Here is a 19,542-nt window from a genome sequence, read left to right on the forward strand (position 1 = left end):
CGCCGCTAGGCGAAGGCTTGCGGCCTAGCCCGCGGTGGCGCGCTCGCGATTTCCTACCGCGAGCGCGCCGACCTTTTGACGACATCGACGGAGACCTCATGCCAACCGACACCGATGCGCCCATCACGCCCGCCAACCTGGTCAAGCAGCCCGGCGACCAGACCTATGTCTCCCGCGCCATCACCATCGATCGATCCCGTGACGTGCTCTACGCCTTCTGGCGCGATCCCAAGAACCTTCAGCGCCTGATGGATAACGTCGAGCGCATCGACGTGGTCGACGAGCGCCGCTCCCATTGGGTGGTCAAGGGGCCGGCGGGCGCCGACATCGAGTGGGACAGCCTGATCGTCGAGGACGACCCTGGACGCCGGATCGCCTGGAGAGCCGAGGAAGGCGCTCAGGTGGCCAACCGCGGATGGGTCGAGTTCCGCGACGGCCCGCCCGGCCGGGGAACCGAGGTCCACGCCCTGATCGAATATGACGCGCCCGGCGGGGTGCTCGGCCGGTTGATCGCCAAACTCTTTCAGCGCGAACCCAATACCCAGACCCGCCGCGAACTGCGGCGCTTCAAGCAACTGATGGAAACCGGCGAGATCACGACCTCCGAAGGTCCGCGCGGCGCCGGCCGCCACGAGAAAGAGGAGGCCTGATGCGCGCCCTGACCTGGCATGGAAAGCACGACGTCCGCGTCGAGACCGTCGACGATCCCAAGATCATCAATCCCCGCGACCTGATCCTGAAAGTGACCGCAACGGCCATCTGCGGCTCGGACCTGCACATCTACGACAGCTTCATCCCCTCGATGATGGCCGGCGACGTCCTGGGCCACGAATTCATGGGCGAGGTTGTGGAGGTTGGCCCCGCGCTCCGCGGCGAGGGCGACAATGCGCCCCTGAAGGTTGGCGACCGCGTCGTCGTGCCGTTCAACATCGCCTGCGGCAATTGCCGCCCCTGCAAGACGGGCCAGTTCTCGGGCTGCGACAACTCCATTCCCGCCGAGAAGGGCGACATCAGCGAGGTGGCCTATGGCCACGCCGTCAGCGGCATCTTCGATTACTCGCACATGACCGGGGGCTACGCTGGCGGACAGGCCGAATATGTCCGGGTGCCTTATGGCGACGTCGGACCGGTCAAGGTTCCGGACGGTCTGACCGACGAGCAGGTGCTGTTTCTGTCCGACATCTTCCCCACCGGGTGGATGGCGGCGGAGAACTGCGGGATCGAGGCGGGCGACACCATCGCCGTCTGGGGCTGCGGGCCGGTCGGCCAGTTCGCGATCCGCTCGGCCCTGCTGCAGGGTGCGGCGAAAGTCATCGCCATCGACCACCACGCCAACCGTCTGGCCATGGCCAAGGCGGCTGGGGCGGAGGTGCTGAACTATCACGAGGTCAAGGTCCGCGAGGCGCTGATGGAGCTGACCGGCGGCCGTGGTCCGGACGCCTGCATCGACGCGGTCGGCATGGAAGCTCACGGCTTCTCCCCCGACAACATCGCCGACGCGGCCAAGGCCGCGGTGCGCCTGGCCACTGACCGCACCCATGCGCTCCGCGAAGTGATCATGGCCTGTCGCAAGGGCGGCCACGTCTCGGTGCCGGGCGTCTACGGCGGCGTCACCGACAAGTTTCCCGTCGGCGCCTTCATGGAAAAGGGGCTGACCATGAAGACCGGCCAGACCCACACCCAGAAGTACATGAAGCAACTGCTGGAGCTGATCCAGTTGGGCCAGATCGATCCGACCTTCGTCATCAGCCACCGCTTGCCGCTGGAAGAGGCGGCCCAAGGCTACCGCCTCTTCAAGGACAACCAGGACGAGGTCACCAAGGTGGTGCTGCGTCCATGAGATCGGAGGACAAGACCATGCAAGACCCGCGCCCCCTCGCCGTGGTCACCGGCGCCTCCAGCGGCATCGGCTACGAGCTGGCCAAGCGCTGCGCCGAGCACGGCTGCGACCTGATCATCGCCGCCGACACCTCGCTGACCGAGGCGGCCCAGGTTCTTCGAGCAACTGGCGCCGACGTAGCGGCGATCCGCGTCGACCTGTCGACCATCGACGGCGTCGACCAGCTATACGCCGCCATCTCCCAGGCCGGACGGCCCGTCGACTATCTTCTGGCCAACGCCGGCCATGGCCTGGGCCACGCCTTCCTCGACCAGGATTTCGCTCAAGCCCGTCATGTCATCGACACCAACATCACCGGCACGATCTATCTGCTGCACCTGATCGGCCGCGACATGCGCGAGCGCGAGCAGGGGCGCATCCTGCTCACGGGATCGATCGCCGGCCTGATGCCCGGCTCGTTCCAGGCGGTCTACAACGCCACCAAGGCCTTTATCGACAGTTTCTCCTTCGCCCTGCGCGACGAGCTGAAGGACAGCGGCGTCACCGTCACCTGCCTGATGCCTGGAGCGACCGACACGGCCTTCTTCGAGCGCGCCGGCATGAGCGACACCCAGGTGGGTCAATCGAAGAAGGATGATCCCGCCGACGTGGCCAAGACCGGTTTCGAGGCCATGATGCGGGGGGAAGGCGACGTGGTGCACGGCCTGAAAAACAAGATGCAGGCGGCCACCGCGGCGATCACCCCGCAATCTGCCCTGGCCCGCCAGCATCGCAAGATGGCCGAACCCGGCTCCGGGGACTAAGGCCCGGCGCGGGCGGGGACCAATCGAGTTCTGCTGAGACCGGCCCTCCCGAAGACCTCTTTTTGCGAATATCCGTCCCGGCCAATGTCGAATGTTAGTGGAGATATGGCGCGGGGAGCGCACGCTAGCCGAATGGTCGAGCCCTTCCCGGAAGTCGTCCTGATGCGTATCGGGCCGCTGCCCGGCGGATGGATGTTGCTCTGCGGCGACAACGCGCTGATGCAGGTCTATCGATCGGGAGCCGAGGCTGAGCGTCAAGCGCGCAGCCACGCCCGGACGCTCGCTCGCTGCGGCTACGCACCGCGTCTTGTCATCCAGGATCGTACCGGGCGCGCGGTGCGCGCCAGGCTCTAGCCGGCGTCGGTCTGCAGCACGCTGCGCATGGGGATCAGGGGAAACGTGATCGTGCAGCGCACGCCTCCCGGCGCGAAGGCCAGGGTTCCTTCGCCCATCAGCTCGTAGGGCACCCGCTGCTCGATCAGCACGGACCCGAATCCCGCCCGGCGGGGCGCTGCGACCGCGACCGTGACCCCGCTTTCGCGCCACTCGAAGGCCAGCCAGTCCACGCCTTCGCGGGGGCGGACCGACCAACTGATCGCCAGCCGGCTATCCGGCGCCGACAACGCGCCGTACTTGACGGCGTTGGTGGCCAGTTCATGGACCGCCAGGGTCATGACCTCTGCCGCCTTCGGCGCCAGCAGGATCTCGCCGCCATCGATCGAGATGCGGTGCTCGTCGGCGACCTGGGCCAGCAATTCGTCACGGACCAGGCCCTCCAGATCCACGCCCGTCTCCGGGCTGCGGGTCAGGAGCACTTGGGTGCGGGCGAGGGCGGACAGTCGACCGTCCAGATGCGCCGACAGGTCCTCGACGGTGTCGCTGGTCTCGGCCGTGCGACTGACGATCGACCGGATGACGGCCAGGATGTTGCGCACCCGGTGCTGCAGCTCGGCGACCATCAGGTTGCGGACCTGGCCTGCCCGTACGCGCTCGGTGGTCTCGATCAGGATCAGGAAGGTGGCGACGACGGCGCCGGCCTCGTCGCGAACCGGCGAGCAGGACAGCGTGAAGCAGCCTTCGTCCACGGCGCCGTCGCGGCGCAGGGGCAAGGCATGATCCTCCAGGGTCACCGTCTCGCCCCGCAGGCTGGCCTGGCGCGTAGGCTCCAGGATGGCGGCGGCCGGGCTCAGGGATCCCAGGCCGCTTTGGCCAAGATCGTCACGGCCATCGAGCAGGTCGGCATAGGCGTCGTTGTAGACGATTACGGCCTTGTGCCCCATCCACAGAAGGGCGGGAAAGCCGCAGCCGAGCATCACGTCCACGGCCGTCCGGCGGCTTTGCGGCCAAGTCTCGGCCCCGCCGAGGTCGGTCCGGCCCCAGTCAAAGGTCCCGATGCGATCGGCCATGCTGGACGAGGCCTTTGCGACGCTTGTATCGCCCATGAATCGCCTTCTCGAGCTTCAATGTCGGATGTCCGACGTAACTTGCTTCGATCCTCGTGGCGATAACGCGAAGCTTGGGGGATCGCTACAATCCGGACGAAAGTTTTCCCAAAACGCACCTTATCGGGTCGACGGCGCGTTCAGCGTGTCAGATGATAAAGACCGGGACGGGGCTCGCTGCTAGCACGGAGCGAGCGATGAAGATTCAAATGGCACCCTCAAGGCCCGCGACGGCGCCCGCGCCATGCTAGGCGCTCCGCTCCAATGGACGGGCGAAAGATCCTATGTCGTTCGACTAAGGCGCCATGGCGTCTTCCAGGAGGAAGATCTCGCGGCGCTGGAGGCGCAGCTGGGACGCGTCGAATCCTACCCCGCCGGCAAGGACCTGGCGCTGGTGGGGGCTCCGCCGATGTTCCTGCTTGCCGGGTGGGCTTGCCTGGCGCGATCGCTGCGGGATGGTCGCCGGCAGATTCTGGCGTTCCTGCTGCCCGGCGACGCCGTCGGCTTTGATCTCCTGACCCGGTCGCAGCGCGGCGTCGAAGCCGTGGCCCTGACGCCTTTGAAGGTGCGCTATGCCCAGTCGGGCTTTACGGCGGGCGGCGAGCGCCTGCCGCGGGCCTTCGCCGCCGCCGCCGCCGCGCAGCACGGGCGGATGATCGACCAGATCGTGCGGCTCGGGCGCCAGACGGCCTACGAGCGGATGGCGCATCTGCTCTTGGAACTGCACGCGCGCCTGGCCGAAATCGGCGAGGTGCGTGGCGAGCACTTCCATCTGCCGATCAAGCAGGAGATTTTGGCCGACGCCCTTGGTCTGAGCCTGGTGCACGTCAACCGGACCCTGCAGCAGATGCGGCGCGACGGCCTGATCGACATGCGCGGATCGCAAATGACCCTGCTGGATCGTCCCGCCCTGGAAGCGGCCTCCGACCAGAGTTCGTAGGGAATAACATAGGTTATTTGGCGCTCTTTGCGCCTCTCCTATGCCTTCGCCTCGATCTGTGTGGGGCTGAGCATGGCGGATTCTCTGACGGGAGCGGCGGTCTTGATCGTCGAGGACGAGTTTTATCTCGCCGACGATCTGGCTGCTGCGCTGACGGAGGCCGGCGCAAGGGTTCTTGGTCCCTTCGGCCGCGTCGAGGACGCCCAGCGACTGATCGAAAGCGGCCAGGTGGTGGACCTGGCCATTCTCGACATCGATCTGGTGGGGGAACGCGTCTTTCCCGTTGCGGACAGGCTGCGCGCGCTGGGGGCGCCGTTCCTGTTCGCTACCGGCTACGATCCGGAAATCATTCCGGACCGGCTGTCGGATGTTCCTCGTATGGAGAAGCCGGTCACCGCCGCGGCGGTGATGCGGCTGCTGGCGGATCTGCACCTTTCGCGGTGACGGAAACGAACGCTTCGGCGAACGTTTGACCTCGAACGCCGCCCGTCATGGAGGGCTTGATGCCCGAAAAGACGATCCCTCACACGCCAGACCTCTGCGGCAAACGTATTCTTGTCGTCGAGGACGACTTCTATCTGGCCAGCGATACAGGCCGGATTTTGCGTGAGGCCGGGGCCCAGGTGATCGGCCCCTTGCCGCGTTCCAGCTTGGCGCTGGACGCCTTGGCCGGCGGCGGTCTGGATGCCGCCGTCGTGGACATAAATCTGGGCGAGGGGCCCTTGTTCGATCTCGCCGACGGTCTGAAGAGCGCCGGCGTGCCGTTCGTTTTCCTCACGGGCTACGAGCGGGTCATGATCCCGCCGCGCCTGGCGGACGTGGCGGTCATCCAGAAGCCGACCGACAGGGCCGCCATCCTGGAAGGGGTCGCTAGTCTGTTGAGCGCCACTCCGCCAATCAAATGACGCAGCATCGAGCCTCCGCGTACTGGGGGCGTTGGCTCTCCTGAACCGAGGAGGGACTTCGATGCGCGTGACGGCTTTGATCCTGGCGACAACCTGCCTGCTGGCGGCCTGCAACAAGGCTCCGGACGAGCAACGCGCCGAGGGACAGAAGAACGAACCGGCCAACATCGCCCAGGACGTCGCCGGGGCGGCGACCGGTGTCGCCACCGGCGCGACCGGAGCCCTGAATGCGGACGCCTTCGTCCGCGACGCCGCGATCGGCGGCATGTACGAGATCGCGTCTTCCAAGCTGGCGCTGGACAAGGCGGCCAGCCCGGATGTGAAGGCCTCGGCGAGGATGATCATCGCGGACCACGAAGCCGCCGACGCCAAGCTCAAGGCCCTGGTCGCCGCCGGCAAGGCGCCTGGGCCGCTGCCCACGGCCCTGGACGAGCGCCGCAAGGGCATGCTCGACAACCTGCACGGCGCTTCGGCCAAGGATTTCGATGACCGCTATCTCGACCAGCAGACCATGGCCCACCACGAGGCCCTGCTGGCGTTCAACGGCTACGCCAAGACCGGCGACAACGCCGATCTGAAGGCTTTCGCCGCCGAGACCGCGCCCAAGCTGGAGAAGCACGCCCAGATGGTCACGAAGCTCGACCGCTCCACCAACGCCGACGACGAGGCCGGCTCCGGCGAGGCGGCCAAGCCCAATGCGGTCGGCAAGGCGGCGGACGACATGCGCCACTAGGCCATGCCCGCGCCCGCCAGCCCGCCGTCCGCGAAAGGGCCGTTGGGAAACGACCTTCCAGCCTATCTCTCCAATGGTCTGATTGGCCTGCGTCTTCGCGAGACCGTCGTGCACAGCGGCATGGCGCTGGTCTCGGGCTTCACCGGCGTCCATCCCGAGCGCGGGATAGAAGCCATCGCCCAGGCGCCGTTTCCGTTCGGCCTCGACCTGGCCGTCGACGGCGTCTGGGCCAGCGATGCGCCCCACGCCGTCGAGCCGATCGACCAAGCCCACGACTTCGCGACCGGCGAGCTCGTCACCCGCGCGCTCCTCCGTCTTGGCGACAGGGTGCTCTCCTTGCGGGTCAGCGCCTTCTGCAGCCGATCCCAGCCGACGATCGTGGTCCAGGAATTGGTCGTCGAAGCTGATGGACCCTGCCGCCTGGAGTGGCGCAGCTTCGTCGACGTGAGAGGTCTGCGTGGTCGCCTGGCCGACCTGCGCCTGGACACGCCGGGCGAGGCCAAGACCGTTGGCGATGGCGCGTTGTGCTGGGAAGGCGGCGGCGGTTCTGGCCGTTGCGGCGTCGCCTTCGCGTCCTTCGCGCCGGAAGGAAGCGAAAGGAGCCTGGCCTTGTCGCATCCGCTGGCCCCGGCGGTGGTCAGCCACGCCATGCCGTTGGTCGGCGAAAAACCCGTCCGGCTGCTGCAGATCGTCAGCCTCGTGCCCGGCGTGTTGCATCAACAGCCCGACTATGAGGCCGTCCGGCTGCTGGCCCGTGCGCTTGAGACGGGCTTTGATCGCCTGCGCCAGGACAACCGCGCGTGCTGGAAAGATTTGTGGCTCGGACGCATCCGGCTCGTCGGCGCCGAGCCCCGCTGGCAGGCTCTGGCCGACGCGGCCTTCTACTATCTGAACGCCTCGGTGCATGGCGCCTCGCCGTGCTCGACGTCGATCTTCGGCTTGGCCAGCTGGCACGACTATCACTACTACTATGGCCACGTGATGTGGGACATCGACGCCTTCGCGATCGAGCCCCTCTCGCTGCTGCAGCCCCAGGCGGCCCGCGCGCTGCTCGACTTTCGCAGCCGGGGCCTGGTGGCCGCCCGCAACAACGCCAAGCTGATGGGGCGCGAGGGCCTGCAGTTCCCGTGGGAGGCCGCGCCGCTCACCTACGAGGAAGCCGCGCCCGGTGGCGGCACGGGCGCCTGGCGCGAAGATCACGTCACGCTCCATGTCGCGCGCGCCTTCGCACAATACGCCGCTGCGACCGCAGACGCCCGTTTCGCCGATGAGGATGCCTGGCCTGTGCTCGCGGGCGTCGCCGACTGGATTGTCAGCCGCGTGACCTTGCGCGACGAGGGCTACGCCTTCCTGCACCACGGCGGCCCGGCCGAGCGGGCCGAAGCGGTCGACAATGACGCCCTGACGATCATGGCCGCCAAGGTGGTGCTCGGCCAGGCCCAGGCCGCCGCTGCGGCCCGCGGCCTGCGCCCGCCGGAGATCTGGGGCCGTGTCGCCGAGGGTCTGGCGCCCCCCATGCGCTCGGACGGCGCGATCGCCGCCCACGATGGCTTTGTGGTCACAGAGGAGAAGGGGGCCACGCCCTCGCCGCTGCTGGGCCTCTATCCCTATGGCTATCGGGTCGATCCGGACACCGAGCGCAAAACCCTGGCCTTCTATCTTGGCCGATGGGAGGACTATGTCGGCTCACCGATGCTGTCGGCGCTCTATGGCGCCTGGGCGGCTATGGCGGGCGACCGGCGGCTGGCCCTGAGGCTGCTGGACGAGGGTTATGGCCGCTATGTCGTCGGCCGTTTCCAGCAGACCCTGGAGTACCGCCTCGACAGGATGCCGGACGGCGCCCCTGCTGGTCCGTTCTTCGCCAACATCGCCGGCTTCCTCTCCAGCTTGCTGTTCGGGTTCACGGGCCTGCGGATCGGGCGAGGCGAGCCGAAGAGCTGGTCCAGCCGACCTGCGTTCCTGCCTGCCGGCTGGCAGGCGATCGAGGTTGACCGCCTGTGGATCGGGGGTAGGGCGATGCGTCTGCGCGCCCGGCACGGCGAGCCGGCGATCCTCGACGACGCCTGAACCTGCACCTTTGCTCGGGAGCTCTTACGATGAAGCGCTACGCCTACGGCTGGCTGACCGCCGCCTTCTTCCTGATCTCGATCGCCGGCCACTGGGCCTTCGGCTGGTACGCCTTCGTGGACGAGCAGCAGGGCCTCCACCAGCCCGTGGCGGTGTCCGCCTACCTGGTGGAGATGGGACGCGACACCTTCGAGAACTGGCAGTCGGAGTTCCTGCAACTGATCTGGCAGGTCGTGGGCCTGGCCTACTTCCTCTATGTCGGTTCGCCCGCTTCCAAGGAGAACGACGACCGCACCGAAGCCAAGCTTGACGCCCTGATCCGTCTCCAGGCCGGCGAGAAGGCCGAAGCGATCCTGGCCGACATCGACCGTCGCTTTCTTCGTACCCATGGCCACCCCAAACCCCATGGCCATGGGGCGGAAAGGGTGGTCGCAGGCCGCGAGTGAGGTGCGGCCAAGGGGCGGGCCTTGGTCAAACGGAGATCTTCTGGATGAGCAGCCGGGCGTCCTGCGGCGCGGCGCTCTTGATGTCGTTGTCGAAGTAGCTGAACACGTCGACCCCGTCCTTTTGTCGCGCCTCGATCCACTTGGCCCAGTCTTCGAGGCCCTCAGGTGCGTAGCGGCCATGGTATCGCCCGCCCGGGCCGTGGCCGCGCACATAGGCGAAGTCGGCGGTGACATCCCAAGGCGACGGCGCGTCGTGGTGGTCGGAAACGCAGAACGCCGCGTTGTTGTCGCGCAGAATGTCGAGAACGGCTGCGTCGTACCAGCTGTCGTGGCGGAACTCGACGGTGACCTTCTCGCCCCGTGGGATCCACGACAGAAAACGCTTCAGGCGCTCGTCGTCGCGGCGGAGCATCGACGGTAGCTGCACGAGCGCGGGCCCGCGCTTCTCGCCCAGCGGCGCCATTCGGCCGAAGACCAGGTCGATGCTATCCCGGCAGTCCTTGAGCTTCTTGTTGTGCGTGATGTAGCGCGACACCTTCCAGGCGAACAGGAAGCCGTCGGGAACCTGATCGGCCCAGCCATTCACGGCCTTTTCCGACGGCAGGCGGTAGAAGCTTGCGTTGATCTCGGTCGTGTCGAAGACCGAGGCGTAGTAGGCGAGCCGATCCTTCTGCCTGACGGTCTCGGGATAGAACGGCCCACGCCAGTCGTCGTAGGCCCAGCCCGAGCAGCCGATGCGGGCGATCGCTTCCATCGCGTTCTCCTGATCAGCCCAGCACCGGGCTTGATGCATTGGGCGCTTCCCGAACTGTTGGCGCCCTGACCTCAGAACGCATGCCGCGTCGAAGAGAGCGCGCATTTCATCATTTGCCTGCGGACCTGCATTTGCTCCTGTCGCATGTCGCGGCGGTATCGATCCGCGGTCCGAGGCTCCGCCGACGGCTTGACGTCATGCAACATGAAGGTCGATCAGCTGGGCGAAATCTCGTATGGCTTGCGCGACCTTCGACGCTGGCCCTGTCACCTGCGTCGCCTCGCATCGATCGGCGGCGCCTGATCGAAAGCCCCAAGCCCAATAGAAATGCAGCAATTCCAGCCTCATAGATTCTCCGTTGCGCCGATGATGGATTGGAGTGACCGCCATTGCCGGTCGCTGCATCGCGTGCTGTCGTCGCGGGCGCTGCTCTATTCGGAGATGGTGACCACCGGCGCGGTGCTGCACGGCGATCGCGAGCGGCTGCTGGGCTATGGCCAGGAGCAGCATCCGGTGGCGCTGCAACTGGGCGGTTCGGAGCCGGCCGACCTGGCCGCCGCCGCGCGCATCGGCGAGGACTACGGCTACGACGAGATCAATCTGAACGTCGGCTGCCCGTCGGACCGCGTGCAGAGCGGACGCTTCGGCGCCTGCCTGATGCGCGAGCCCGACCTGGTGGCCGAGTGCATGGCGGCCATGGCCGCCGCCGTGAAGGTTCCGGTGACGGTCAAGTGCCGCATCGGCGTCGACGACCAGGACCCTGAAGAGGCCCTGTTCACGCTGGTCGACAAGTGCGTTTCGGCCGGCGTCTCGACCTTCGTCGTCCACGCCCGCAAGGCCTGGCTGCAGGGCCTGTCGCCCAAGGAGAACCGCGACGTCCCGCCGCTCGACTATCCCTTGGTCTACCGGCTCAAGCGCGAGCGCCCGGAGCTGACCATCTCGATCAACGGCGGCGTGCCGGGCGTCGACGCGGTGATCGAGCATCTTCGGCACGTCGACGGCGTGATGCTGGGACGGGCGGCCTATCACGAGGCGGGCCTGCTGGGCGCGGTCGACCGGCGGGTGTTCGGTCTCGAGGTTGCCGACATCACGCCGTTCGAGGTCGTCGAGCGCTACCGGCCCTATATCGAGCGCAGCCTGGCCGAGGGCTGGCGCCTGGCGGGGATCACCCGCCACATGCTGGGCCTGTTCCACGGCCTGCCGGGCGCCCGCGCCTGGCGCCGCATCCTCACGGTCGAGGGCGTGGGCGAGGGGGCAGGGATCGAGGTCGTCGACAAGGCCCTGGAAGCCGTCCGCCGCGCCGTCGACGAGCGCGAGACCCGTGGCGTCCAGAGCACAGTCGAGACCGCCTCAGGCTGAGCCTTAGGAACTCTTGCGGCGTCTTGCGGGTTTGCCGCCCGAACAAGACTTCAAGGGATTTCCGAAAATGAAGATGCGGATTTTCGCGGCGACGGCGGGCGCGGCCCTGCTCGCGGCCGCCGGCGCCCACGCCCAGGACGGCGGCAATTTCGCGGTCGGCGCCAATGTCGGCACGCCGGGCCTGGGCGTGGAAGCGCAGTTTCGCCTGAACGACAGCCTGGTTGTCCGCGGCGGCGGCGACTGGCTCGACTTCGACCACGACGAGACCTACGGCGACGTCGCCTACACCGGCAAGGTCAAGTCCAAGACCGCCGGGGTGTTCCTCGACTGGCACCCGATGCAGGGCGGCTTCTTCGTCTCCGGCGGCAGCTATTTCGGCAAGCGCAAGCTGAACCTGGCCGGCACGCCCACCCGTGACACCGAGATCGGCGGCGTCACCTTCACGCCCGCCCAGATCGGCACCATCACCGGCGACGTCGAGCTGTCGGACGCCCAGCCGTTCGTCGGCCTGGGCTGGGACAACACCTTCACCCGCGACGGCGCCTGGGGCTTCCGGGCCATGGCCGGCGTGTCGTTCAGCGACAGCCCCAAGGTCGACCTGACCGCCTCGGGCGGCACCCTGTCCAACGACCCGACCTTCCAGCAGCGCCTGCGCGAGGAAGAGGCCGAGGTCCGCGACGACGCCAAGGACTTCAAGTACTTCCCGGTGGCGCAGGTCGGCGTGACCTACCGGTTCTAGGCCACCAGCGCGGCCCGGATCGCGCCCGCCGCCGCCTGCGCGTCGGCCGGGGCCAGCAGCACCTGCAGGCCCCGCTGGCCGCCGTTGATGTAGACGCGGTCGAGCGCGAAGGCCTCGTCCTCGATGGCGGTGGGCACCTTCCTGCGCTGGCCGAAGGGGCTGACGCCGCCCACCTTGAAGCCGGTCAGGCGCTCGGCGTCGGCCGGCTTCATCATGGCCGCCGCCTTGCCGCCGAAGGCGGCCGCCAGCTTCTTCATGCTGACCTCGCGGTCGGACGGCACGATCACGCAGACCGGCTTGCCGTCGACCTGGGCCATCAGGGTCTTGAGCACCTGGCCGGGATCCACGCCCAGGGCCTGCGCCGCCTGCAGGCCCACGCGCTCGGCGTTCGGGTCGTAGTCGTAGGTCGCCACCTCGAAGGCCGCGCCGGCCTTGGTGAGCGCCAGGGTGGCGGGCGTGCTCTTGGACATGGAGGCTTCCTTCGACTGCGCGCCGGTTGATGGCGCAAAGCCCAGAACAGGTCTAGCAGTCGGGCCGAGTTTTCCGACGGACCGCCACAAGATGACCCGCGCCGAGATCGAACCCTTCCACGCCATCGGCATCAGCCGCCTGGCGCACCAGCTGAACGGGGAGGGGGCGCAGGTCATCCACATGGAGTTCGGCCAGCCCTCGACCGGCGCGCCCGCGCCCGCCATCGCCCGCGCCCACCAGGTGCTCGACGCCGACGGCATGGGCTACTGGGAGAGCCCGGCGCTGAAGGCCCGCATCGCCCGCCACTACCACGAGACCTACGGCGTCGCCGTCGAGGCCGAGCAGGTGATCCTGACCTGCGGCGCCTCGCCGGCCCTGGTGCTGGCCCTGTCGAGCGCCTTCACGCCCGGCGACCGCGTCGCCCTGGCCCGGCCCGGCTACGTCGCCTACCGCAACAGCCTCAAGGCCCTGCACCTGACGCCGGTGGAGATCGCCTGCGGGTCTGAGAGCCGCTACCAGCTGACCGCCCAGGCCCTGGCCGCGCTGGATCCTGCCCCGGCCGGCGTGATCATCGCCAGCCCAGCCAATCCCACCGGCACCATCATTCCGCCGGAGGAGCTGGCGGCCATCGCCCGCGTCTGCCGCGAGCGGAACATCCGCATCGTCTCCGACGAGATCTATCACGGCCTGTCCTATGTCGGCCCCACGCACTCGATGCTGGAGTTCGAGCCGACGGCGCTGATCGTCAACAGCTTCTCCAAGTACTTCAGCATGGTCGGCTGGCGCCTGGGCTGGCTGGTCGCGCCCGCCGATCTCACGGCCCGCGCCCGGGCCTTCGTCGGCAACCTGTTCCTGACCGCCCCGTCGCTCAGCCAGCACGCGGGCCTGGCCGCCATGGACGCGCGCGACGAGCTCGAGGGCCATGTCGCCGTCTACCGCGCCAACCGCCAGCTGCTGCTCGACGCCCTGCCGTCGCTGGGCCTGACCGCCATCGCCCCGCCCGACGGCGCCTTCTACATCTGGGCCGACATCGGCCACCTGACGAACGACAGCCTGGCCTTCTGCGAGCGGCTGCTGCGCGACACCGGCGTGGCCACCGCGCCGGGCCTCGACTTTGACCCGGTCGAGGGCCGCCGCTTCATCCGCTTCAGTTTCGCGGTCTCGACGCAAGAGGTGCGCGAAGCGCTCCGGCGCATTCAACCGTGGTTTGCAGCCCAGGCGCAAAATTCCAGATAATGCGTTGACTATCCATTATGTGAGAATAAAGCTGCGCCCGTTCCGGTGTTGAAAGGGTGGCGACGGCTGCTCGCGCGGCGTCTCGACCGCCCCGGTACGGGAGGGCGCACCGCCATGGATCCTTTCAACCGCCGCGATTTCCTGCGTACCGCCGCCCTGGCCGGCGCGGTCGCTCCGATGGCTGCCCAGGCGGCCCAGGCCGCGCCCAAGGCGCCCGCCAATGTCGACGCCGAGGGCGTGCGCTGGCTGGACGGCGCCCCGCCGGCCGCCCACGAGGGCCAGACCTTCGGCCTGCCCTGGCCGCGCGGCGTCCAGAAGGCCAAGGCGACCTTCGCGATCACCGGCGCCGGCGGCGAGGCCGTGCCGGTGCAGACCTGGCCGCTGGCCTACTGGCCCGACGGCTCGCTGAAGTGGACGGGCCACGCGATCCCGGCCGACGCCGGCCGCGCCGAAACCCTCAAGATTGTCGCCGGCAAGCCCGCCGCGCCCGCCGCCGCCGTGTCGGTGCGCGAGAGCGCCGACGCCGTCGAGATCATCAGCGGCGAGCAGTCCTGGATCATCCCGCGCAAGGGCGCCGACATCATCGCCCGCGCCAGCGTGGCCGGCCGCGAGACCGTCCGCAACGTCCGCCTCGTGGCCCTGACCCAGGACAAGCCCGACTTCGACAGCGGTCCGGTCGCCGAAACCCGCTTCGAGGGGCAGATCGATAGCCTGGTCGTCGAGCAGAAGGGACCCGTGCGCGCGGTCGTGAAGCTGGAAGGCAAGCACCGGGGCGCGGGCCGCGAATGGCTGCCCTTCACCCTGCGCCTCTACGTCTATGCCGGCGGCCGCTCGCTGCGGATCATGCACAGCTTCGTCTTCGACGGCGACGAGAACCGCGACTTCATCCGCGGCCTGGGCCTCGTCGGCCAGGCCCCGATGACCGACCCGCTCTACGACCGACACGTCCGCTTCGCCGGCGAGGGCGACGGCGTCTGGGGCGAGGGGATCCGTCCGCTCACCGGCCTGCGCCGCGATCCCGGCAAGGCCTGGCGTGACGCCCAGGTCGCCGGCCAGAAGACACCGGCCATCGAGGGCATGGCCCCGACCGTCTCCAAGCGCCTGGACCTGATCCCGGCCTGGGGCGACTTCACGCTGAGCCAGCCCAACTCCGACGGCTTCTCGATCAGGAAGCGCACCAAGCCGGGCCACGGCTGGATCGACGCCATCACCAGCGGCCGGGCCGCGGGTCTTGGCTATATCGGCGGGGCCAGCGGCGGCGTGGCCTTCGCCATGACCGACTTCTGGAAGCGTTGCCCCACGCGCCTGGACATCCGAGGCGCCCACACCGAGGCGGCCGAGTTCACGGTGTGGCTGTGGTCGCCCGACGCGCCCGCCATGGACCTGCGGTTCTATCATGACGGCATGGGCATGAACGATCACCCGGCCGAGCGCGAAGGCCTGGAGATCACCTACGAGGACTACGAAAAGAACTGGGGCCGCCCGCTGGGCATCGCCCGCACCAACGAGATCACCCTCTGGGCGCTGCCGACGACGCCGTCACGCGCCGACTTCGCGGCCATGGCCGGTCGCCTGCGCGAGACCCCGCGCCTGGTGGCTGCGCCCGCCCGCCTGAAGGCGGCGCAGGTGTTCGGCGACTGGAGCCTGGTCGACCGCTCCACCCCCACCCGCCGGGCGCTGGAAGACCAGAACGACGGCCTGCTGTCGTTCTACATGCTCGATGTCGAACAGCACCGCTGGTACGGCTTCTGGAACCACGGCGACGTCATGCACACCTATGACAGCGACCGTCACGTCTGGCGCTACGACATCGGCGGCTTCGCCTGGGCCAATTCCGAGCTGTCGCCGGACCTGTGGCTGTGGCTGTCGTTCGTGCGCTCGGGCCGGGCCGACGTCTTCCGCCTGGCCGAGGCCATGACCCGTCACACCGGCGAGGTCGACGTCTGTCATATCGGCCCCTATCGGGGCCTGGGCACCCGGCACGGCGTGCAGCATTGGGCCGACAGCTCCAAGCAGCCGCGCGTCTCCAACGCCGCCTACCGCCGCTACTACTACTACCTGACCGCCGACGAGCGGGTGGGCGACCTGATGCACGCCCTGGTCGACTCCGACGAGAGCCTGACCCGCGTCGACATCGGCCGCAAACTCCCCGGCGCCCAGCCCTCGCGCCCGCCGGGCGTGGTCGACATGGGCTTCGGCACCAGCTGGAGCGCCTTCGCCGCGGCCTGGCTCACCGAGTGGGAGCGCACGGGCGACAAGCACTGGCGTGACCGCATCGTGGCCGGCATGGACACCATCGCGGCCATGAAGCAGCAGTGGTTCGCCGGGGGCACGGACTTCGACCTCAAGACCGGCCGCTTCCTGGGCAAGGGCGAGACCGTCAGCGTCTCGCACCTCAACGCCGTGTTCGGCGCGGTCGAGGTGCATTCCGAGCTGTTCCAGCTGATCGACAATCCGCGCTATCGCGACGCCTGGCTCGACTACTGCCAGTTCTACAACGCTTCGGACGCCGAGTTCCGGGCCAAGACCGGCGCGCCGGCCAAGGGCCGCAACCTCAAGGAAGGCCATTCGCGCCTGACCGCCTACGCCGCCTTCCATCGCAAGGATCCAGCCCTGGCCCAGCGGGCCTGGCGCGAATACTTCAGCGGCGACGCGGGTCTGGGCGTTGGCGCGATCGCCACCAAGCGCCGCGTCGACGGTCCGGCGGTCATCGAGCCGATGGAGGAGATCCCGCGCATCTCCACCAACGCCAGCTCGCAATGGGGCCTGGCCACCATCCAGAACCTCGCCCTGATCGGCGACGTCCTGGAAGAAGCCCGCGCCAACCTGCCTGCGCCCGGCAAGCGCGGCCAGGACCTCGGCAAGGACACGTTTTAGAGCGCAGGCGTCAGCTTCGAAGCCCTTCCCCCTTTGATGGGGGAAGGGGGCGCCGGCCGAGGAAGGCGGATCCTGAAGATCCTCCCCCTCTGGGGGAGCTGTCGCGGAGCGACTGAGGGGGTCCGCCGAAGGCGGCTACAACCTACTCCGCCGCCTCCAGCATCGCCGGCGGCTCCTGCGAGCCGCCGCGCTGGGCGGCCAGGGGCAGGCGGACCTGGGCCATCAGGCCTTCGCCGGTGTTGGACAGCCTGATCTCGCCGCCGTGGGCGCGGACGGTGGTGCGCGAGGTCGCCAGGCCCAGGCCGACGCCTTGCTTGGTCGAGGTGCGGGCCGCCACGCTGCGGTAGAAGGGGGTGAAGACGCGGCCCAGTTCGTCCTCGCTCATGCCGGGGCCCCGGTCGCGGATCTCGGTCACGGCCTCGTCGCCGTCAACATAGAGCCGCACCCGGGCGCTGTCGCCGTACTTGACGGCGTTGTCCACCAGGTTGGTGAACACCCGCTGCAGGCCCAGCACGTCGATCTCGACCTGCGGGGCGGTTCCGGGCTCCAGCACCACGTCGCCGCCGGTGATCTCGGCGTCGTCGACCACGCACTCGATCAGCGAGCGCAGGTCGACGTGCTGGCGGGCCCCGGCCTCGGCGCTCTCGCGCATAAAGGCCAGGACCGAATTGATCATCGCCTCCATCTGGTCGATGTCCTGGCCGATCTCGCGCCGCAGGGCGGGAGAGGCGCGCTCGAGCCGGAAGCGCATGCGGGTCAGGGGCGTGCGCAGGTCGTGCGAGATGGCCCCGATCATTGCCGTGCGGTCGTTGATGAACCGGGTCAGGCGAGCCTGCATCTGGTTGAAGGCGCGGGCGGCGCGGCCGATCTCGGCCGGGCCGTGGGCGGCCAGCACCGGCGAGGACGGGTCGCGGCCCAGGGCCTCGGCGGCGTCGGCGAAGCCGGCCAACGGCGCGACCAGGCGGCGGGCGAATAGGTAGCCCACCGGTCCGACGACGGCGAACGAGACCAGGAACCACAGCAGCACCCGGCGCTGCCAGCTGTTGGGAAAGCCCTCGGGCTTGGGCTGCAGGGTCACCCAGCGGCCGTCGGCGACGCGCAGGGCGGCCACGAAGTCGCCCTCGATATAGGGCGCGGGCGCCAGGCCGAAGAGGCCGCGGGCGACGGGGGCGGGCAGGGCGCGGCCCTGGGGCTGCGGCTTGGCCTCGGCGACGACCGGCTTGGGGGGCGCGGCCGGCGCGGCCAGGCGCGGCGCGGTGGCCACGGCCTCGACCACCGGCCGGGCGCGCGGCGTCAGCGGCGGCGGGGTGGCCACGGTGTGGGTCGCCATCGGCTCGGGCGGCGGCGGCGCGGGGGCGACAACGGGCTTCGACGGTTCGGAGACGGCCACGAAGGTCGAGGTGCGGAACGGGGCGGTGAACAGCGGGTCGGACGACAGCCGGGGCTGCAGGCGCGGGATCAGGCGCGGCGGACCGGCCATGCCGCCGGCAGCGTCCGGACGAACGGTCTGCCCGGGGCCGCCCTGGAACGCCTGGCCGGGCCGCGACGGGCGGGCGTCGCCGACCGCGCCGCCCGGGCGATAGTCGGCGCGCGTCGCGCCCGGCGGGCCTCGTCCCGGGCGCCAGGTCCCGCCCTGCATCGGCACGCTGGGCGTGGCGGTGATCGGAAAGCCGACCGAGCCGGGGCCGACGGACGGGCGCATGCCCGCCATGGGCGGCCGCTGGAACCCGCCGGGGCCGGTCATCGGCTGGGCCTGGGCGTAGGAGGTGAAGAGGAAGGTCAGGGGCGATGGCTGGGCCTCGGCCCGCTGACGCGCCGCGCCGCCGCCCGCACCGGCGAACGGCGGCGGGGCGTAGAACAGCAGGCGCACGTCGTCGGGGTCGGCGTTCAGCAGGCGGGCCAGGTCGGCGCTGGAACGCTCCGAGGCGACCCAGCCGGGGCTGCTGAGGCTGGGCGGCTCTTTCTCGACCGTGCGCACCAGCGGACGGCTGGCGGCGGTGTCGATCGGCGCCCCCTTCAGGCCCGCGGCGATGTCGGCCAGGCTGTGCTGCTCGGGCGGCTTGGGCGGCAGCAGCAGGGTCAGCGCCAGGGTGGCCAGCTGGGCGACCACCAGGCTGCCGATCAGCAGGCAGACGATGCGCAGGGCGATCGGCGCGTCGGGGCGGCGCAACTGGGCGATCAGGCGCTTCATTCGATCACCACCTTGGCGTCCAGCACGTAGCCGACGCCGCGATAGGTCTTGATCAGTTCCTGGTCTGTCTGGGCCTCGATCTTGCGGCGCAGGCGGCTGATGTGCAGGTCGACGCCGCGTCCGACCGTCTCGGCGGCCTCGCCGCGGATGACGGTCAGCAGGTCCTCCCGCGAGACCACCGAGCGGGCGTTGTCGAGCAGCAGCGACAGGATCGCCAGCTCGCCGCGCGTCAGCAGAAGCAGCATGCCGTTCGGCGCGGTCAGCTGGCGGGCCGAAAGGTCCATGCGGAAGCCGGCGAAGGCGTAGGTGTTGCGCTTGGGATTGCGGCCCTGAGGCCCGGCGGCGGCCCGGCGGCGCATCAGCGCCTTGACCCGGGCGAGCAATTCGCGCGGCGGGATCGGCTTGACGACGTAGTCGTCGGCGCCGAGCTCCAGGCCCAGGATCCGGTCGACCGCCTCGCCCATGGCGCTCAGCATCAGGATCGCCGGGCCGTCGGGGCGGGCCAGCTGACGGCACAGCGACAGGCCGTCCTCGCCGGGCAGGTTGACGTCCAGCACCACCACGTCGACGGCGTGGGCGTCGAGGATCTCGCGGGCGGCGTCGACGGCGCCGGCCTGGCGCACCGCATAGCCCTGGGCGCCGAGATAGGCGGCCATCTCGCGGCGCAGGACGTCGTCGTCCTCCACGAGCAGGACGGTCGCGGTCTCGGTGATCGAGGCGTCGGGGGTCATCGGCTCCC

Annotated in this window: 19 protein-coding genes; 14 read left to right on the forward strand and 5 right to left on the reverse strand. The window is 69.2% G+C overall.

All coding sequences use genetic code 11. The features are described from left to right. Positions 1-98 precede the first annotated feature (98 nt). From C1707_RS16335 to C1707_RS16350, 4 genes are all read left to right on the forward strand, one after another. Positions 99-650 carry an SRPBCC family protein gene (locus tag C1707_RS16335; RefSeq protein ID WP_101715934.1) on the forward strand — a complete coding sequence of 184 codons (552 nt, stop codon included), beginning with the start codon at positions 99-101 and terminating at the stop codon, positions 648-650. After that, positions 650-1,840 carry a zinc-dependent alcohol dehydrogenase gene (locus C1707_RS16340; protein ID WP_101715933.1) on the forward strand — a complete coding sequence of 397 codons (1,191 nt, stop codon included), beginning with the start codon at positions 650-652 and terminating at the stop codon, positions 1,838-1,840. The genes C1707_RS16335 and C1707_RS16340 overlap by 1 nt, the downstream gene beginning before the upstream one ends. A 17-nt stretch (positions 1,841-1,857) precedes the next feature. Continuing rightward, the gene (locus tag C1707_RS16345; RefSeq protein WP_101715984.1) at positions 1,858-2,643 is read left to right on the forward strand and encodes an SDR family NAD(P)-dependent oxidoreductase; all 786 of its coding nucleotides are present in this window, start codon (positions 1,858-1,860) and stop codon (positions 2,641-2,643) included. A gap of 132 nt (positions 2,644-2,775) precedes the next feature. Continuing rightward, positions 2,776-2,997 (forward strand): hypothetical protein, encoded by a 222-nt coding sequence (locus tag C1707_RS16350; protein ID WP_101715932.1) that lies wholly within the window; start codon positions 2,776-2,778, stop codon positions 2,995-2,997. Here the strand turns inward: C1707_RS16350 and C1707_RS16355 are convergent. Further along, positions 2,994-4,085 carry a sensor histidine kinase gene (locus tag C1707_RS16355; protein WP_101715931.1) on the reverse strand — a complete coding sequence of 364 codons (1,092 nt, stop codon included), beginning with the start codon at positions 4,083-4,085 and terminating at the stop codon, positions 2,994-2,996. The two genes, C1707_RS16350 and C1707_RS16355, sit on opposite strands and share 4 nt — an antisense overlap. A 244-nt stretch (positions 4,086-4,329) precedes the next feature. On the opposite strand from C1707_RS16355, the gene C1707_RS16360 reads away from it, so the two are divergent. The 6 genes from C1707_RS16360 (at position 4,330) to C1707_RS16385 (ending at position 9,176) form a co-directional block, all read left to right on the forward strand. Further along, complete coding sequence (locus C1707_RS16360) at positions 4,330-5,025, forward strand: Crp/Fnr family transcriptional regulator (RefSeq protein WP_101715930.1); 696 nt, start codon at positions 4,330-4,332, stop codon at positions 5,023-5,025. A gap of 72 nt (positions 5,026-5,097) precedes the next feature. Then, positions 5,098-5,469: a response regulator gene (locus tag C1707_RS16365; protein WP_101715983.1), complete on the forward strand. Its 372-nt coding sequence runs from the start codon at positions 5,098-5,100 to the stop codon at positions 5,467-5,469. 59 nt (positions 5,470-5,528) lie between these two features. After that, positions 5,529-5,930, forward strand: coding sequence for a response regulator (locus C1707_RS16370; protein WP_180896972.1), 402 nt, complete (start codon positions 5,529-5,531; stop codon positions 5,928-5,930). 61 nt (positions 5,931-5,991) lie between these two features. Beyond that, entirely contained in the window at positions 5,992-6,663 is a 672-nt protein-coding gene (locus C1707_RS16375) for a DUF4142 domain-containing protein (protein WP_101715929.1), read from the forward strand. A 42-nt stretch (positions 6,664-6,705) separates the two neighbouring features. Then, a complete protein-coding gene (locus C1707_RS16380; RefSeq protein ID WP_240633722.1) occupies positions 6,706-8,730 on the forward strand; it encodes a glycoside hydrolase family 65 protein in 2,025 nt (674 codons plus the stop codon). A 29-nt stretch (positions 8,731-8,759) separates the two neighbouring features. After that, entirely contained in the window at positions 8,760-9,176 is a 417-nt protein-coding gene (locus tag C1707_RS16385) for a DUF6766 family protein (protein ID WP_101715927.1), read from the forward strand. Between the two features lie 25 nt (positions 9,177-9,201). Here the strand turns inward: C1707_RS16385 and C1707_RS16390 are convergent, their stop codons facing one another. Further along, positions 9,202-9,930 (reverse strand): DUF72 domain-containing protein, encoded by a 729-nt coding sequence (locus C1707_RS16390; RefSeq protein WP_205686783.1) that lies wholly within the window; start codon positions 9,928-9,930, stop codon positions 9,202-9,204. A gap of 327 nt (positions 9,931-10,257) precedes the next feature. On the opposite strand from C1707_RS16390, the gene dusA reads away from it, so the two are divergent. Both dusA and C1707_RS16400 read left to right on the forward strand, forming a co-directional pair. Continuing rightward, on the forward strand, positions 10,258-11,289 hold the full coding sequence (dusA, locus tag C1707_RS16395) for a tRNA dihydrouridine(20/20a) synthase DusA (protein ID WP_101715926.1): 1,032 nt from the start codon (positions 10,258-10,260) through the stop codon (positions 11,287-11,289). A gap of 67 nt (positions 11,290-11,356) precedes the next feature. Continuing rightward, a complete protein-coding gene (locus tag C1707_RS16400; protein ID WP_101715925.1) occupies positions 11,357-12,028 on the forward strand; it encodes a hypothetical protein in 672 nt (223 codons plus the stop codon). Here C1707_RS16400 and ybaK read toward each other — a convergent pair. Next, complete coding sequence (ybaK, locus tag C1707_RS16405; protein ID WP_101715924.1) at positions 12,025-12,498, reverse strand: Cys-tRNA(Pro) deacylase; 474 nt, start codon at positions 12,496-12,498, stop codon at positions 12,025-12,027. The two genes, C1707_RS16400 and ybaK, sit on opposite strands and share 4 nt — an antisense overlap. 91 nt (positions 12,499-12,589) lie before the next feature. Here ybaK and C1707_RS16410 point away from each other — a divergent pair, with 91 nt between their 5' ends. Both C1707_RS16410 and C1707_RS16415 read left to right on the forward strand, forming a co-directional pair. Then, positions 12,590-13,735, forward strand: a complete 1,146-nt coding sequence (locus C1707_RS16410) for a pyridoxal phosphate-dependent aminotransferase (protein ID WP_101715923.1) — start codon at positions 12,590-12,592, stop codon at positions 13,733-13,735. 114 nt (positions 13,736-13,849) lie between these two features. Next, positions 13,850-16,612 carry an exo-rhamnogalacturonan lyase family protein gene (locus C1707_RS16415; protein WP_101715922.1) on the forward strand — a complete coding sequence of 921 codons (2,763 nt, stop codon included), beginning with the start codon at positions 13,850-13,852 and terminating at the stop codon, positions 16,610-16,612. 142 nt (positions 16,613-16,754) lie between these two features. On the opposite strand, the gene C1707_RS16420 is transcribed toward C1707_RS16415, so the two are convergent. Together C1707_RS16420 and C1707_RS16425 are read right to left on the reverse strand one after the other, a co-directional pair. Continuing rightward, positions 16,755-18,803 (reverse strand): sensor histidine kinase, encoded by a 2,049-nt coding sequence (locus tag C1707_RS16420; protein ID WP_123170766.1) that lies wholly within the window; start codon positions 18,801-18,803, stop codon positions 16,755-16,757. Next, positions 18,800-19,534, reverse strand: a complete 735-nt coding sequence (locus C1707_RS16425; protein WP_101713299.1) for a response regulator — start codon at positions 19,532-19,534, stop codon at positions 18,800-18,802. The genes C1707_RS16420 and C1707_RS16425 overlap by 4 nt, the downstream gene beginning before the upstream one ends. Between the last annotated feature and the right edge of the window lie 8 nt (positions 19,535-19,542).

Source organism: Caulobacter flavus (genome assembly GCF_003722335.1).
Classification (GTDB): Bacteria; Pseudomonadota; Alphaproteobacteria; order Caulobacterales; family Caulobacteraceae; genus Caulobacter; species Caulobacter flavus.

What these genes read in the sequence shown, in the direction of transcription:
- C1707_RS16335 (WP_101715934.1), top strand. Translation starts at nt 99, where the DNA reads ATGCCAACCGACACCGATGCGCCCATCACGCCCGCCAACCTGGTCAAG.
- C1707_RS16340 (WP_101715933.1), top strand. Translation starts at nt 650, where the DNA reads ATGCGCGCCCTGACCTGGCATGGAAAGCACGACGTCCGCGTCGAGACC.
- C1707_RS16345 (WP_101715984.1), top strand. Translation starts at nt 1,858, where the DNA reads ATGCAAGACCCGCGCCCCCTCGCCGTGGTCACCGGCGCCTCCAGCGGC.
- C1707_RS16350 (WP_101715932.1), top strand. Translation starts at nt 2,776, where the DNA reads ATGGTCGAGCCCTTCCCGGAAGTCGTCCTGATGCGTATCGGGCCGCTG.
- C1707_RS16355 (WP_101715931.1), bottom strand. Translation starts at nt 4,085, where the DNA reads ATGGGCGATACAAGCGTCGCAAAGGCCTCGTCCAGCATGGCCGATCGC.
- C1707_RS16360 (WP_101715930.1), top strand. Translation starts at nt 4,330, where the DNA reads ATGCTAGGCGCTCCGCTCCAATGGACGGGCGAAAGATCCTATGTCGTT.
- C1707_RS16365 (WP_101715983.1), top strand. Translation starts at nt 5,098, where the DNA reads ATGGCGGATTCTCTGACGGGAGCGGCGGTCTTGATCGTCGAGGACGAG.
- C1707_RS16370 (WP_180896972.1), top strand. Translation starts at nt 5,529, where the DNA reads ATGCCCGAAAAGACGATCCCTCACACGCCAGACCTCTGCGGCAAACGT.
- C1707_RS16375 (WP_101715929.1), top strand. Translation starts at nt 5,992, where the DNA reads ATGCGCGTGACGGCTTTGATCCTGGCGACAACCTGCCTGCTGGCGGCC.
- C1707_RS16385 (WP_101715927.1), top strand. Translation starts at nt 8,760, where the DNA reads ATGAAGCGCTACGCCTACGGCTGGCTGACCGCCGCCTTCTTCCTGATC.
- C1707_RS16390 (WP_205686783.1), bottom strand. Translation starts at nt 9,930, where the DNA reads ATGGAAGCGATCGCCCGCATCGGCTGCTCGGGCTGGGCCTACGACGAC.
- dusA (WP_101715926.1), top strand. Translation starts at nt 10,258, where the DNA reads ATGCAGCAATTCCAGCCTCATAGATTCTCCGTTGCGCCGATGATGGAT.
- C1707_RS16400 (WP_101715925.1), top strand. Translation starts at nt 11,357, where the DNA reads ATGAAGATGCGGATTTTCGCGGCGACGGCGGGCGCGGCCCTGCTCGCG.
- ybaK (WP_101715924.1), bottom strand. Translation starts at nt 12,498, where the DNA reads ATGTCCAAGAGCACGCCCGCCACCCTGGCGCTCACCAAGGCCGGCGCG.
- C1707_RS16410 (WP_101715923.1), top strand. Translation starts at nt 12,590, where the DNA reads ATGACCCGCGCCGAGATCGAACCCTTCCACGCCATCGGCATCAGCCGC.
- C1707_RS16415 (WP_101715922.1), top strand. Translation starts at nt 13,850, where the DNA reads ATGGATCCTTTCAACCGCCGCGATTTCCTGCGTACCGCCGCCCTGGCC.
- C1707_RS16420 (WP_123170766.1), bottom strand. Translation starts at nt 18,803, where the DNA reads ATGAAGCGCCTGATCGCCCAGTTGCGCCGCCCCGACGCGCCGATCGCC.
- C1707_RS16425 (WP_101713299.1), bottom strand. Translation starts at nt 19,534, where the DNA reads ATGACCCCCGACGCCTCGATCACCGAGACCGCGACCGTCCTGCTCGTG.